Source organism: Acinetobacter lwoffii (genome assembly GCF_029024105.1).
In the GTDB taxonomy this organism is placed as follows: domain Bacteria; phylum Pseudomonadota; class Gammaproteobacteria; order Pseudomonadales; family Moraxellaceae; genus Acinetobacter; species Acinetobacter lwoffii.
This window is the reverse complement of the sequence record NZ_CP118963.1, coordinates 1,288,264-1,300,693: the sequence shown is the minus strand read 5'-3', so window position 1 is coordinate 1,300,693 and position 12,430 is coordinate 1,288,264. Positions and strand designations below refer to the sequence as shown.

The following is a 12,430-nucleotide window of genomic DNA, read 5'->3' as shown; positions in this document are numbered from 1 at the left end:
ATTGGTTAGCCCCTTTGTTGAATATCAAGCTCATCTGTTCCCGCAGATGGGCTTTCTTTTTGGTGTACCAAAGTGCCCGAAGTACACTTTGACCGATTACGCGCTCTTGCCATACGCTCGTACTTAGCATCTTCAGCTAGTAGGGCTTTCGCTATGACCTCACGCACCCAGTTACACGAATCCTGCTCATTGGTTTCGCTAGCAATAGCGATTGCATCAAGCATTTCATGTGTAAATTTGATTGTTTTCGGAACGGTGTATTTCCCGCCCAAATATCCTTTTTCGATTGCTTCTTTCAAATCATCGACTCCCATTAGTGGATTCCTTGCAATTTCTAAAACTCATAAACTTACCTATACAGCTTCTTTGCTATGTGTGATTGGTTGCTTTCCAGCCGCTAAATCTCGAATTTGGTATTCACGTGCTAAGGGGATTTTTTGGTTAGGCCATTGGTAAACGGCAGGCGGCTCTATTCCAAGTAGCTTTGCCAGTTCAACGCCATTAACCCCAAGCAACTCATATGCTTCTTGTTTGGTCATTGGTATTTACTCAATAAAGTAAGATTTCTTAGTATTTAATCAAAGAAAACTTATAAAAGCAATATGTAAGATTACTTATATGGAAAAAACAACTATTGGTCAGCGCATACGTGCGCTTAGACGTTCGAAAAAATTAACTCAAGCGCAATTAGCAAAGATTGCTGGAGTGAGTTCGCCCGCTGTAACTGAGTGGGAAAAAGATAGTTATTTGCCTAAAGCAGGATCATTAGAAGCAATGGCAAATCATTTTGGGGTAACGACTGAATACATACTGACTGGCAAAGGTGATCCTAGCGCCACGCAAAAAGAGCAGTCCAATGTGGTTCCTGTGGCACCACGCATGGCCCCTGTCTTGTCATGGGTTCAGGCAGGTACGATGACCAATGTCGAATCTGTTGACATGTCCCAGGTGGAAGAGTGGCTGCCAATTCCAGATGGTGATTGTGAAAAATGCTTTTACCTGAAAGTTCAAGGCTTGAGTAACTACCCAGAATTCCATGAAGGTGATTACATTCTTGTAGATCCGACCCTGCCATTTTGTGACATGAACTCAGGGGATATTGTTGTTGTTAGAAAGTTTGATGACGCGACTTTTAAGCGCCTGGTGATTGAACCGGACGGCACTAAATACCTACAGGCGATTAATCCTGAATTTAAACCAAATATTATTCCACTTGATGAAAATTGCGAGTTTGTTGGCGAGGTAGTGGATTGTATTCGCTACGTTTATCGAGCTAAGAAGAAACCACGTAAGAATTAAAAATAAAAGCCGCATACCCGAGCGGCTCTTGGATCGGGTGGAGAACTATATGGCCTACTATTCTGTAACTTACGATTTAATAAAATCTAAGGATTACAATAAAATGTACGAAGGCATAAAGGCTGTTTCTAATGATATTTGGGTTAGGCCCACAAGATCACAATGGATAATCCTGACAAATAAAACTGCGGGTCAAGTTCGTGACTTCCTTCAAAACTATATAGATTCTGATGATGTTTTATTTGTTATTGAAGTTGATAAAAGCTCTTGGGCCTCTTGGAATGTTGATAAAAAAATTACTGATTGGTTGAACTCGTAAGACTTTTATCACCAATACTCCCCAAACCAAGGTAGTAATCATCTTGATCTTTGATTGCTCGATCAATCCACTCTTGATTTGCGTTTACTGCAACGTTCTCTAGGAGTGTGATTGAGCCTTCATATAGCTTAATGCGCGTTCCAGCAGGAATGATGCCACGTTCTAATTCTTGATTCTTATCCATAACAAACTCCAAATAACCCACCCTGTGTGGGTTTTCTTTTGTCTATTAAATCATAAAAAATAAGTTTTCTAAAAATAAAACTAACATTTCTTATATTTCTGCTTGACACTAAAACTAAGTTTTCTTATATTTATCTCACAAACAAAGAAAAGCCCCAGCGTTGCTGTAACAACCTGGAGCATGACCCATCACCCTACTGAGTGAGACTATTATGACAACTAAATCCAATATTCTCAAGTCTGCATTCATTGCAGCATCAATCAGCGCGGGGATAGCAGTAGCTTACGCTTTCCAGCCTGCCAAAGTTGCTGATGATAATCCTCAAGTGGTTATCACCGCTCAAAAATATGAAGTGCTTAAACGCGCTTGCCATGAAACCTGCATTGCTACTGTCAAAGCCGACGATTACAGCATCTATGTCGAGTATGCCTTAGATGATGCATCAGTCGAGTTTCTGGACATTCTAAGCGTGGTGCATTTTGACAAGACTGTGAATGCCTATGTTGATCGTTATGAGATTGAAAAGATTAATGCTGCGATTGTTGGGGGTGTGAAATGATGAAAGCTAATGTTGAGTTAATCACTCCTGAAAAAGCTGAAATATACCTCAAGCAAAATACCAGCAACAGGAAGCTTCGTAAGACTTGGGTTGAGTCACTGTCACAAGCCATGATTAAAGGGCAGTACTCGCTTACTCATCAAGGAATTGCTTTTGATGTTAATGGCGTCTTGATTGATGGGCAGCATCGCTTATCAGCAATTGTTAAGTCTGGCGTTGCTCAGCATGTTTTGGTTGTAACAGGTGTCCCTGTTGATGCTTATAAAAATGTGGACATTGGTGTAAAACGCACACACTCAGACACAACCAAGCTTGAAAGCAACATTACTGAAGTTATCAATAAGATTTCAACATTCATATATGGCGAAAAAAAACTTACTGCTGATGATGTTCTTAATTATTACTCAGTGTTTGGTGACAGCATAGACCCATTTTTTTTACTGGCAACACCTTCAGCGAAGAAAACAGTGTCTGCGTCACCTGTGAGAGCTGCTGCGGTTTTGCAGATATTCCTAAAACCAAACGATGCTGAAGTAATTGCAGAGCGATATACAAAACTTGTTTTGCAAGATCAAACCATGTCGCCAGTGCTTTGGGCATTAAGCAAGTCTATCCAAAACGGGACTGTCACAGTAAATGGTAAGAGTGGAGCTGGTCAGCCAGACTTGTTTTGCAGGGCGTTTATTGCATTTGATTCAGGGTGTCAGGAGTACACAAAAATTCAAGTGTCCGACCACAAGATTACCCTAGATAAAATTAGAACAGCTATTGAAAAAGCTCGCATCGAAAGGGGGGTGTGAAATGAACACTTACGCTCAATTCTGTGGATGTGGTGCGGCAATGCGCCCCATCAACCACATCGGAAACCAGTCCTTATTTCTGTGCCGTGATGGTCATAGCACCAAGGTAATTGATTGCAAGGTAAATGAAGATTTCACCCGTGATTTGTACTTTTCAGACCTACCGAGTTTCAAGGTGGATTCTGATATTTCAATTGAAGATAACGTGCTGATGTTTGGTTTATATCGCCAGATTGGTGAAAACCTGTGGGCAACGGCCGACTGTTCGGTGGCTGTACTGCCTCACACGATGACTGAAATGCGCAGTCCGGATGGTGATATGCGATTTGCAGAACCGGTGGATATTGATTCATGGTTGGTCGTGAAAGATACGCCTGTAACGCTGCTGGATGTTTGGAACTTTGAAGCTGAGGAAGGTCAGACATTTACGCTGAATGATGAGCAGATTAAAGAATTACAGCGTCTTGTGAATGAGTACGCGGAACAACTATTTGAAGAGGTGGTTTGAGATGAATGCACCAGTGAAAACAGAAGATCAGGTTGCTGCTCCTGCGAACATTAAACAGTACGTTAGTGATGCAAAGATTCGTCAAAAATTTGAAGAAATTCTAGGGAAAAAAACTCAAGGATTTTTAGCCTCTGTAATGCAGGTTGCGAATCAAGGTTATTTGAAAAAGGCTGAACCTGCGACGGTAATTAACGCTGCAATGATGGCTGCAACTTTAGACTTGCCAATAAATAATAATCTCGGCTTTGCTTACATCGTTCCATTCAACACGAAGCGTAAAAACCCTAATACAAACAAATTTGAGTATGTAACAGAGGCTCAATTTCAACTTGGATATAAGGGATTCATCCAGTTGGCACAGCGCTCAGGTCAGTTCAGCCGTATCGCTGCAACCCCTGTTTATCCAGGCCAGTTGGTTTCTGCCAATCCATTACTTGGTTATGAGTTTGATTGGACTATACCTAATTCAGGTGAAGCGATTGGCTATGTTGCTTTCTTTAAACTGCTGAATGGTTTTACTGCTGAACTGTATATGAGTAAGGCTGATGTTCTTAAGCATGCAGGAAAATACAGTCAAACCTATAAATCTGCTGAAGAAAAGAAAAGTAAGGGCGAGTGGGGTTCAAGTGTCTGGCATGACCAGTTTGAAGCTATGGCTCTTAAGACTGTGACCAAGCTGCTGTTATCTAAACAGGCACCACTTTCTATTGAAATGCAGACAGCACAACTTGCGGATCAGGCGATTGTTCGTGATGTAGAGACCAATGATTTTGATTACATCGACCATAATGAGTCAGTAGGCGCAATTGAAACCAAGATGACTGTTCCAGATGCTGAGTTCCCAGTGCTTCTTGAGCAAATCAAAGGTGGTGCATTCGAGAAAGATTATGTGCTGAGTGAATACGCGCTGACAGATGCGCAACGTCAAGCTGTGGAGGTGCTGCCATGAAGTTATTTCGCTGTTCTTCCTTAAGCAACTTGATTGGCACACCAAAGCTGAAAAGCGAAGTGCTTACAAGCGATGCTAAAAACTCTATTCGCAAGATTGTGAAAGAAGACCTTTATGGCTTCCGCTCGTTCACTGGCAACCAGTACACAGCCAAAGGAAATCTGCTTGAAGATGTGGCGATTGAAATGTCTGGAAAGATGCGATTTCGCAAGCTTACAAAACATGTTGGTCGGGTCAGTAATGACCTGATCACTGGTGAGTGTGATGTGCTGGATCTGGAGCGCAAGTTGATTATCGACACGAAGTGCACCTGGGATATTGGCACCCACCCCTTCTTTGTTGATGAAGCCATGGAGAAGGTTAAAAAGGCAGGCTATGACGTTCAGATGCAGGCATATATGTGGCTGTATGAGTGCGAAGTTGCTGAGGTGGATTTCTGGTTATTTCCCACTCCACTGGAACTCACAAAGGATTGGGATGATCGGGAGCAGTTGATCGACATGGTTGAGAGGATCGACATTCGTGAACGCCTGACCACTGTAGCCATTGAGCGTGATGAGTCAATCATCCAGAAGATCAAAGACAAGATTCCGCACTGTCAGGAGTATTACGTAAAGCTTATGGCTGAACGTAGCAAGGGAGTGAAAGCAGCATGAAAAAACCAACTCTAGTTCATCCGCTCATGACTGAAGCATTCATTATCTGGCTGCTTAGTATTGGCTACAGAGCAACGGTCAATCAGCATGGTGTTCGCTTCTTTTGCGAAGTGGTGAATAAGAACTTCCCGCGTGATGTGGTGATTGCAGGGACTGGCCGATTGAATAAGCCAGCAACTCAATTGTTTGAAGAATTTAAGAAATATAAGCCGTTTGAGGTGGCGTGATGGATATTCAAGATAGAGCATTTAAGGAATGGTTTGCTCAATATGATAACAATATTGAGTATGCGTCAGAAAAGATTGCATGGGATGCGTGGAAGGAAGCCAAAGCCCAAGCGGTGCCGGAAGTATTAAGGAAATTCTGCAATGAGCACAAAGACCCTGCTTGGCGTGGTCGTTTGACTGAATATGATAAGGGTTACTCAGATTGCTGTATTGCTGTTTTAGAGATGATCGAAGCACAGGAGCCAGCCAATGACTGAAATTCAACAAGCAAATGTCGACGAAGAATTAGAGATCGATAAGCAAGTAAATCTGATGGATCAGTTCATCCAAAGCGGTGAATTTGATAAGGCTTTTAAAGATGTGTTTGGGTTGCCTGAAGCTGTAGTGAAAAGTCTGGGAGAAGTGTCTTGAAAGCAAATGAGTTTGTTAAAAAGTTTGGGTGGGAATACGCGAAGCATATTTTGACTGATGATGCTCCACTGGTAATGGACTTAAATTATACCAACCTAAAACGCCTTGTCGAAAGTCATGAGTTGGTTGTGCAGTATGGTGGCTTAGAGGATGCTAGAAGTCACTTAGAGAGCATAAGATTTAATATCGCTACAAAAACATGGTTTGGACAGGCATTGCTAAACTGGTCCATGTATGCAGATAAGTTAGAAAAAGCCATCGCAGATGTTGAAAGTTGTCTTAAGGTAGATAAGAAATTGGAGGGATTGTGATGGGAGCATTAAAATACACAATCACGGTTGAAGCTGATGTAGAGCCTCAGCTTTATCTTGGACAGAACATCTTTGGCGGGAAAATTGTTCAGCTTAAGATGGAGGATTTGCCGGCTTTGGTTCCGGTGTCGTGGTTGGTTGAAAAATACGGATTAGCCAAAACCACAATCATCAAAAAGCTGGAAGGTTATAACCAAGGAACTGAAGGTAAGCATCTTTATGAAACCAAGGTGGCCATGATGATCTTATCAAAGCCACAAAGAAATAAACGCGGAGCAAAACGGGTCAATTAGACCCGTTCAGCATCTCACTGATTTCGCTTGCTGTAGGGTTGTAGTAAGTATTAATCAAAATGCCGGCAGTCTTGTGACCGGTAATTTTCATTAGAATTTCAATTGGCACCTTTCTTAATTTAACCAATCTGGTAATCCCTTCATGTCGGGTATCGTGGAAATGTAATTCTTTGATATTCGCCTTTTTCACCCTTTTACTAAACGTATTTTGAAAAGTGCTGCTGCTTATATCAATTAGCTTGTCGGATCCATTGTCTGGAATTAGTTTTAATAACTCTTTCGCACTATCCATCAATGGCACATCACGCGAATGGCCATTCTTTGTGTCAGGCAGATGGATATAGTCTTTATGGATATTCGACCTTTTAATGGATAGTATCTCCCCTTGCCGCATAGTTGTTTCAATAGCAAAAAGAAAAGCCCAGGCAATAAAATGCTGTATCTCGGTTGGGGTCTGCCCTCTCTCATAATTATGAGCCTCTAGCACCAAATCAATTTCAGCATTGCTTATGCGTCGATTTCTCGATTTTGGCTGAGATGGTTTGCTAACCATGGAGAACGGATTGCTTTCAATAAGGAAAAGCTCTTTCTGGGCATAAGTGAAGATAGCTGAAAACAAAGATATATCGCGAAGTACAGTACCAACACTCACGCTTTTTAATCTTGAGTTGCGCCAGTCAGTCAGAATTTGTGGCGTAATGTCGTGCACTGACATTTCCGAGATAACAGGATAAGTATCAAGAAATTGTTTAATTGAAATCCTGATGGTTCTGCTGGACTTCTTGTGCCTTCCAATTTCCTCATAGTACTTATGCATTAGTGCGGAAAATGGATAATGTTGTTTGACTTCGCTTTGATTTTTATTTTGCTCAGTTTTTAATTCTAGAATTTTGAGCATGGCCCATTGCTCACATTCCTTTTCAGTGTCTCGCGTAGCACTGATGCGCTTACCGTTAAACATCAGCTCAATGCGGTATGACTCTCCACGTTTCCTTGCTTTTGGTAGTTTCATTTCTGGCGTAATCTTGGCGTAAATAGTCTTTCATCTTAACTTATTTTTCGTCCAAAACGTCCAATATGTTCAATTAGAATGGGTTTAAGAAGAAGTTTTTAAGGTGGATCATGTTATTCATTTTTATTTAATTTGTTGTTTTATATAGTCTTATTAAACAACCCCATGGAATATTATTATAATTCAGCTATTTGGGATAGCACTTAACCATGGGGCTTTTTATTGTCTGAATATTTTAAAACGGATATAAAAATGGGCTGACGATAACGCCAACCCATGTCTTTCTTTATCGAATTAAATATTATTTTGTCTCAATGTCATAAACCCAATTTCGTGCCTGTTTGTCTGTGGTCGTTTCACAAACATAATAGTCGTGATCCCATGAATCAGGATGGAAGATTTCCTTTTTGGTATAAGTGACATTTTTGCCTTTTTCGACACAGATAAAACTGTCACCTTGGTCTTTGACTTGGCTTCCGTTGAGGAAGCCACCGATACAGAGGAAGCGGGATTGTTTGGGCATTTCTAATCAGCCAAGTTAATAATCTACTTTAGACATTAATTTTTTAAATACATTATAAGTAATTTGTACATCCTCTAGAGCATTGTGATATTGGCTTCTAGAAATTCCAAAATGTTGACAAGCATCATCTAAGGATCTTAAATTAAGGTATCCCTTTTTTTCACAGTAATAGAAAAACATAGACTGTAGATCTAAATGTCTATAGTTGAGTTTATCGAATTCTTTTTGAAAATTATTTTCATAACACATACGCCTAAAAAAACCAATATCGAAAGACATATTCCAAGTTACAAATCTAAAATCATATCCAAATTGATGAAAAAATCTTTTTAATACCATAGCTTGAGTCGGCTTATTTCTGAGAAAACTCTCATCTAATCCATGAGTTTCTTTAGCTGAATTAGAAAACTTCAGTGTTTCAGGAATATGCATATATGAATGAAATCTATCAAGAATTTTTAGATTCTTATCTACTAGTATTGCACCAATCTCAATTGGTTGATCATAAAACTGATTAATACCTGTAGTTTCTAAATCTAGAACACAATACATTATATAAACCTAGGTAGGATAAATTTGTGATAACTCATTAGTCGAGATCATCGCATCTTTTTCACGAGTTACTCTTTGATATAAACAATTAGAGTCTGTGGTTTTTCTTGCAAAAACAGTAATTGGCTTAAACGTTTTTTCAGAGAAAGCTTTATTAGGAACAAAATATATTTTATCATCAATTTTATAATAGCTATAAGTAAAACATCCTTTTGTGTACTTATATATAAATAATTGTGCCCTTTCATGTGATGGAATATCTTGATGCCATTTAATTAGATTCGTTACAGTAGTATCAATCAGTTCTTCAAATCGCCCCGGTGGGTATTCCCAATAATTCTGATATGATTTTAAGAATGGGTTTTCTTTATCTGCTAACATAAAAGTTATTACATTATTTTTTTTGGCTAATGCTTCTTTAATAAGTGAACTATTACTATTTAAAAAAGTACTTCCATACATGAAGAAAATTTCAATATTTTTACAATTTCGAAATTCTTTTTTTAATTTCTGTTCTACTTTTGAAAAATCATCAAAATAATCTAATATGCCAGATTTCTTATAATGTTTAGTTGCATCAAAAATTACCTTATTCCACAAAAAAGAAACAAATATACTTGCTGCTAAAGCAATACTTACATTAGTTATAATTCCAAATATTTCTTCGCTGAAACAATCTTTGAATAGATTTAGTAGACCTGCAAACAAAACAGCGAAAAAACAACATAAAAGAAATCCATGCACTAACCGGACTTCCTCAAACCATCTCATGAAAGCATTCATTATTGACCGACCAAAAAATAAGGGCTGATTACTCAGCCCTTATCTTATACCGCTTATTACTTAATTTTCAAAGCAAATCATAGATTTGCTCTTGCGCTAGGGAAAAGCCTTTCGACTTTTCTTAACCCTAGCTCATTAAGTCAACTGAGCAGCAGCAATTTTCTTCGTATCAACGTCTTTAGCGGCGTTAGTATATTCGCTCATCTTGTCGAAGCTTAAGTATTGATAGATGTCAGCTGACATGCTGTCAATTTGAGCTGCGTACTGTTGGTATTCTTCTGGAGAAGGCAATTTACCCAATACAGCAGCAACAGAAGCAAGTTCAGCAGAAGCCAGGTAAACGTTAGCACCTTGACCTAAACGGTTCGGGAAGTTACGCGTAGAAGTCGATACACAAGTCGTGTTCGGAGCTACACGTGCTTGGTTACCCATACATAATGAACAACCTGGCATTTCAGTACGCGCGCCAGCTTTACCATAAATGTTATAGAAACCTTCTTCCATCAACTGATGTTCGTCCATACGCGTAGGTGGAGCAATCCACAAACGAGTTGACAACGCACCACCTGGAACTTTCTCAAGTAACTTACCAGTCGCACGGAAGTGACCGATGTTCGTCATACAAGAACCAACGAATACTTCGTCAATTTTCGCGCCTTGAACATCAGAAAGAAGTTTCGCATCATCTGGATCGTTCGGGCAGCAAAGAATAGGTTCTTTGATGTCTGCAAGATCGATTTCATACACTTTCGTGTATTCAGCGTCAGCATCCGCTTTGATCAGGCTTGGGTTAGCCAACCATTTTTCCATGTTCTCAACACGACGAGCCATAGTACGCGCATCGCCATAACCTTCAGAAATCATCCACTTCAACATGGTGATGTTTGAACGAAGGTATTCAGCAACTTTCTCTTCAGAAAGCGTGATAGAACAACCAGCAGCAGAACGTTCAGCAGAAGCATCAGAAAGCTCGAATGCTTGCTCAACAGTCAGGTCAGTTTCCATTTCTGTTAAGTCGATCTCAAGGATACGACCAGAGAAGATGTTTTTCTTACCTTTCTTCTCTACAGTTAGGTCGCCTTCCTTAATTGCGTAGTAAGGAATTGCATGTACAAGGTCACGTAGCGTGATACCAGGCTGCATTTTACCCTTGAACTTCACAAGTACAGATTCAGGCATATCAAGAGGCATAACACCAGTTGCTGCAGCGAACGCTACAAGACCAGAACCCGCCGGGAATGAAATACCGATTGGGAAACGAGTATGCGAGTCACCACCAGTACCAACGGTATCTGGAAGAAGCATACGGTTTAACCAAGAGTGGATAATACCGTCACCTGGACGTAGAGAAACACCACCACGGTTCATGATGAAATCAGGAAGCGTGTGTTGCATTTGAACGTCAACTGGTTTTGGATACGCAGCTGTATGACAGAAAGATTGCATAACAAGGTCAGCAGAGAAGCCTAGGCAAGCCAAGTCTTTCAATTCGTCACGAGTCATTGGACCAGTTGTATCTTGCGAACCCACAGTAGTCATCTTAGGTTCACAGTAAGTACCTGGAAGTACACCTTGACCTTCAGGAAGACCACAAGCGCGACCAACCATCTTCTGAGCTTGAGTGAAACCTTTACCAGTTGCAGCAGGCTGAACCGGAGTACGGAACATTGTAGATACTGGAAGACCTAAAGCTTCACGCGCTTTAGTCGTCAAACCACGACCTACGATCAGGTTAATACGACCACCAGCACGAACTTCGTCTAGAAGTACTGGAGTTTTAAGTTCAGCTTCAGCGATTTGTGCGCCGTCTTTGAACGCAGTTACTTTAGCAGCAGCGTGATCGATCTTAAGAACGATTTCGTCGCCCATGTTCATGTTGGCAACATCGATCTCGATCGGTAATGCACCCGCATCTTCCATGGTGTTGAAGAAAATCGGAGCGATTTTAGAACCTAGGCAGTAACCACCGTCTTTTTTGTTCGGGATGTGCGGGATGTCGTCACCGAAGAACCAAAGTACAGAGTTAGTTGCAGATTTACGAGATGAACCTGTACCAACAACGTCACCCACGTAAGCAACCTGGTTGCCTTTCGCGATCAGTTCTTTAATCTGGTTAAGTGGACCCACTTCACCAGGAACTTCTGGATTGATTCCGTCACGTACGTTTTTCAACATTGCATTTGCGTGCAATGGAATGTCTGGACGGCTCCAAGCGTCTTGTGCAGGTGACAAGTCGTCAGTGTTGGTTTCGCCAGTTACTTTGAAAACAGTCAGTTTGATTTCTTCAGGAACGTCTTTACGGCTAGTGAACCATTCAGCGTCAGCCCAAGACTGCATAACTGCTTGAGCATTTGCGTTACCAGCTTTTGCTTTATCAGCAACGTCATGGAATGCATCAAATACAAGAAGCGTTTTTTTCAATGCTTCAGCTGCAAGTTCAGCAAGCTCAGCATTGTCTAAAAGTTCAACTAAAGGCGCTACGTTATAACCACCAAGCATAGTACCTAGTAAGTAAACAGCACGTTCTTTAGAAACGAGTGGAGAGGTTGCTTCGCCTTTTGCCAATGCAGCTAAGAACGCAGCTTTTACATATGCAGCTTGGTCAACACCTGCTGGTACACGGTTTTCAAGCAAATCTACCAAGTATGCTTCTTCACCAACTGGCGGGTTTTTTAGTAGTTCAACTAATGCAGCTGTTTGGGCATCGTCAAGTGGCTTCGGTGGGACTCCGAGTGCGGCACGTTCTTCAACGTGTTGGCGGTAAGCTTCTAGCACAGTGTTATTCCTCTTTTTTAAAAAATTACTTATGAATTCCTGCTTATTCCAAGCTTCATAAATAATATGGACTCCGAAATTTTACTAAATTTCCAGTTAAAAGTTAATGCAACTCAAGTGTTTCTTCGTGATGCTCGTTATTTTATAACTAAATGATGCTCTTAATGATTATTCCATAATCAGTTCCAGCTTACACCACACGAAACAAGCCCATGAATAGGCCCTTTTAACTGAATTTAATGCATAAAAAAGGCAACCCTGATGTTGCC

20 protein-coding genes are annotated in these 12,430 nt (G+C 40.6%); 12 read left to right on the top strand and 8 right to left on the bottom strand.

Annotated elements, in window-relative coordinates; all coding sequences use genetic code 11:
• Window positions 1-5: 5 nt before the first annotated feature.
• Both PYW33_RS06235 and PYW33_RS06230 read right to left on the bottom strand, forming a co-directional pair.
• The gene (locus tag PYW33_RS06235) at window positions 6-314 is read right to left on the bottom strand and encodes a hypothetical protein (protein WP_004645350.1); all 309 of its coding nucleotides are present in this window, start codon (window positions 312-314) and stop codon (window positions 6-8) included.
• 39 nt (window positions 315-353) lie between these two features.
• Entirely contained in the window at window positions 354-539 is a 186-nt protein-coding gene (locus PYW33_RS06230) for a Cro/CI family transcriptional regulator (protein WP_004645351.1), read from the bottom strand.
• Window positions 540-618: 79 nt separating this feature from the next.
• Between PYW33_RS06230 and PYW33_RS06225 the strand changes: the two genes are divergently transcribed.
• Window positions 619-1,299 (top strand): LexA family protein, encoded by a 681-nt coding sequence (locus PYW33_RS06225; RefSeq protein WP_004645352.1) that lies wholly within the window; start codon window positions 619-621, stop codon window positions 1,297-1,299.
• 49 nt (window positions 1,300-1,348) lie between these two features.
• Window positions 1,349-1,618 (top strand): hypothetical protein, encoded by a 270-nt coding sequence (locus PYW33_RS06220; protein WP_016807065.1) that lies wholly within the window; start codon window positions 1,349-1,351, stop codon window positions 1,616-1,618.
• Here PYW33_RS06220 and PYW33_RS06215 read toward each other — a convergent pair.
• Window positions 1,596-1,802 (bottom strand): hypothetical protein, encoded by a 207-nt coding sequence (locus PYW33_RS06215; protein WP_004645354.1) that lies wholly within the window; start codon window positions 1,800-1,802, stop codon window positions 1,596-1,598. The genes PYW33_RS06220 and PYW33_RS06215 overlap by 23 nt on opposite strands.
• A gap of 211 nt (window positions 1,803-2,013) precedes the next feature.
• Between PYW33_RS06215 and PYW33_RS06210 the strand changes: the two genes are divergently transcribed.
• The 10 genes from PYW33_RS06210 to PYW33_RS06165 are packed head-to-tail and all read left to right on the top strand — an operon-like array spanning window position 2,014 to window position 6,516.
• Window positions 2,014-2,361: a PWWP domain-containing protein gene (locus tag PYW33_RS06210; protein WP_004645355.1), complete on the top strand. Its 348-nt coding sequence runs from the start codon at window positions 2,014-2,016 to the stop codon at window positions 2,359-2,361.
• A complete protein-coding gene (locus PYW33_RS06205) occupies window positions 2,358-3,161 on the top strand; it encodes a hypothetical protein (RefSeq protein ID WP_004645356.1) in 804 nt (267 codons plus the stop codon). The genes PYW33_RS06210 and PYW33_RS06205 overlap by 4 nt, the downstream gene beginning before the upstream one ends.
• A gap of 1 nt (window position 3,162) precedes the next feature.
• Window positions 3,163-3,669, top strand: coding sequence for a hypothetical protein (locus tag PYW33_RS06200; protein ID WP_004645358.1), 507 nt, complete (start codon window positions 3,163-3,165; stop codon window positions 3,667-3,669).
• Between the two features lies 1 nt (window position 3,670).
• Window positions 3,671-4,618, top strand: a complete 948-nt coding sequence (locus PYW33_RS06195) for a recombinase RecT (protein ID WP_004645359.1) — start codon at window positions 3,671-3,673, stop codon at window positions 4,616-4,618.
• The gene (locus PYW33_RS06190; RefSeq protein WP_004645361.1) at window positions 4,615-5,274 is read left to right on the top strand and encodes a hypothetical protein; all 660 of its coding nucleotides are present in this window, start codon (window positions 4,615-4,617) and stop codon (window positions 5,272-5,274) included. The genes PYW33_RS06195 and PYW33_RS06190 overlap by 4 nt, the downstream gene beginning before the upstream one ends.
• On the top strand, window positions 5,271-5,501 hold the full coding sequence (locus PYW33_RS06185) for a hypothetical protein (protein WP_004645362.1): 231 nt from the start codon (window positions 5,271-5,273) through the stop codon (window positions 5,499-5,501). Before PYW33_RS06190 ends, PYW33_RS06185 begins: the two co-directional genes overlap by 4 nt.
• Window positions 5,501-5,758, top strand: a complete 258-nt coding sequence (locus PYW33_RS06180) for a hypothetical protein (RefSeq protein WP_004645363.1) — start codon at window positions 5,501-5,503, stop codon at window positions 5,756-5,758. Before PYW33_RS06185 ends, PYW33_RS06180 begins: the two co-directional genes overlap by 1 nt.
• A complete protein-coding gene (locus tag PYW33_RS06175) occupies window positions 5,751-5,912 on the top strand; it encodes a hypothetical protein (protein ID WP_004645364.1) in 162 nt (53 codons plus the stop codon). The genes PYW33_RS06180 and PYW33_RS06175 overlap by 8 nt, the downstream gene beginning before the upstream one ends.
• Entirely contained in the window at window positions 5,909-6,223 is a 315-nt protein-coding gene (locus PYW33_RS06170) for a hypothetical protein (protein ID WP_004645365.1), read from the top strand. The genes PYW33_RS06175 and PYW33_RS06170 overlap by 4 nt, the downstream gene beginning before the upstream one ends.
• Complete coding sequence (locus PYW33_RS06165) at window positions 6,223-6,516, top strand: hypothetical protein (protein WP_004645366.1); 294 nt, start codon at window positions 6,223-6,225, stop codon at window positions 6,514-6,516. Before PYW33_RS06170 ends, PYW33_RS06165 begins: the two co-directional genes overlap by 1 nt.
• On the opposite strand, the gene PYW33_RS06160 is transcribed toward PYW33_RS06165, so the two are convergent.
• The 5 genes from PYW33_RS06160 to PYW33_RS06140 all read right to left on the bottom strand — a co-directional run bounded on the left by PYW33_RS06160 (window position 6,509) and on the right by PYW33_RS06140 (window position 12,161).
• Window positions 6,509-7,528: a tyrosine-type recombinase/integrase gene (locus PYW33_RS06160; protein WP_004645367.1), complete on the bottom strand. Its 1,020-nt coding sequence runs from the start codon at window positions 7,526-7,528 to the stop codon at window positions 6,509-6,511. The two genes, PYW33_RS06165 and PYW33_RS06160, sit on opposite strands and share 8 nt — an antisense overlap.
• Window positions 7,529-7,829: 301 nt before the next feature.
• Window positions 7,830-8,051: a hypothetical protein gene (locus tag PYW33_RS06155; RefSeq protein WP_004645368.1), complete on the bottom strand. Its 222-nt coding sequence runs from the start codon at window positions 8,049-8,051 to the stop codon at window positions 7,830-7,832.
• Between the two features lie 15 nt (window positions 8,052-8,066).
• Entirely contained in the window at window positions 8,067-8,603 is a 537-nt protein-coding gene (locus PYW33_RS06150) for a 3'-5' exonuclease (RefSeq protein WP_004645369.1), read from the bottom strand.
• 9 nt (window positions 8,604-8,612) lie between these two features.
• Window positions 8,613-9,386 carry a hypothetical protein gene (locus tag PYW33_RS06145; RefSeq protein WP_016807062.1) on the bottom strand — a complete coding sequence of 258 codons (774 nt, stop codon included), beginning with the start codon at window positions 9,384-9,386 and terminating at the stop codon, window positions 8,613-8,615.
• A 135-nt stretch (window positions 9,387-9,521) separates the two neighbouring features.
• Window positions 9,522-12,161 carry a bifunctional aconitate hydratase 2/2-methylisocitrate dehydratase gene (locus tag PYW33_RS06140; RefSeq protein ID WP_004645371.1) on the bottom strand — a complete coding sequence of 880 codons (2,640 nt, stop codon included), beginning with the start codon at window positions 12,159-12,161 and terminating at the stop codon, window positions 9,522-9,524.
• Between the last annotated feature and the right edge of the window lie 269 nt (window positions 12,162-12,430).

Excerpts from the sequence above, each read along its gene's own strand:
- PYW33_RS06150 (WP_004645369.1), bottom strand. The coding sequence starts at position 8,603 with ATGTATTGTGTTCTAGATTTAGAAACTACAGGTATTAATCAGTTTTAT.
- PYW33_RS06220 (WP_016807065.1), top strand. The coding sequence starts at position 1,349 with ATGGCCTACTATTCTGTAACTTACGATTTAATAAAATCTAAGGATTAC.
- PYW33_RS06190 (WP_004645361.1), top strand. The coding sequence starts at position 4,615 with ATGAAGTTATTTCGCTGTTCTTCCTTAAGCAACTTGATTGGCACACCA.
- PYW33_RS06165 (WP_004645366.1), top strand. The coding sequence starts at position 6,223 with ATGGGAGCATTAAAATACACAATCACGGTTGAAGCTGATGTAGAGCCT.
- PYW33_RS06215 (WP_004645354.1), bottom strand. The coding sequence starts at position 1,802 with ATGGATAAGAATCAAGAATTAGAACGTGGCATCATTCCTGCTGGAACG.
- PYW33_RS06205 (WP_004645356.1), top strand. The coding sequence starts at position 2,358 with ATGATGAAAGCTAATGTTGAGTTAATCACTCCTGAAAAAGCTGAAATA.
- PYW33_RS06175 (WP_004645364.1), top strand. The coding sequence starts at position 5,751 with ATGACTGAAATTCAACAAGCAAATGTCGACGAAGAATTAGAGATCGAT.
- PYW33_RS06195 (WP_004645359.1), top strand. The coding sequence starts at position 3,671 with ATGAATGCACCAGTGAAAACAGAAGATCAGGTTGCTGCTCCTGCGAAC.
- PYW33_RS06210 (WP_004645355.1), top strand. The coding sequence starts at position 2,014 with ATGACAACTAAATCCAATATTCTCAAGTCTGCATTCATTGCAGCATCA.
- PYW33_RS06225 (WP_004645352.1), top strand. The coding sequence starts at position 619 with ATGGAAAAAACAACTATTGGTCAGCGCATACGTGCGCTTAGACGTTCG.
- PYW33_RS06160 (WP_004645367.1), bottom strand. The coding sequence starts at position 7,528 with ATGAAACTACCAAAAGCAAGGAAACGTGGAGAGTCATACCGCATTGAG.
- PYW33_RS06230 (WP_004645351.1), bottom strand. The coding sequence starts at position 539 with ATGACCAAACAAGAAGCATATGAGTTGCTTGGGGTTAATGGCGTTGAA.
- PYW33_RS06235 (WP_004645350.1), bottom strand. The coding sequence starts at position 314 with ATGGGAGTCGATGATTTGAAAGAAGCAATCGAAAAAGGATATTTGGGC.
- PYW33_RS06145 (WP_016807062.1), bottom strand. The coding sequence starts at position 9,386 with ATGAATGCTTTCATGAGATGGTTTGAGGAAGTCCGGTTAGTGCATGGA.
- PYW33_RS06200 (WP_004645358.1), top strand. The coding sequence starts at position 3,163 with ATGAACACTTACGCTCAATTCTGTGGATGTGGTGCGGCAATGCGCCCC.
- PYW33_RS06185 (WP_004645362.1), top strand. The coding sequence starts at position 5,271 with ATGAAAAAACCAACTCTAGTTCATCCGCTCATGACTGAAGCATTCATT.
- PYW33_RS06180 (WP_004645363.1), top strand. The coding sequence starts at position 5,501 with ATGGATATTCAAGATAGAGCATTTAAGGAATGGTTTGCTCAATATGAT.
- PYW33_RS06155 (WP_004645368.1), bottom strand. The coding sequence starts at position 8,051 with ATGCCCAAACAATCCCGCTTCCTCTGTATCGGTGGCTTCCTCAACGGA.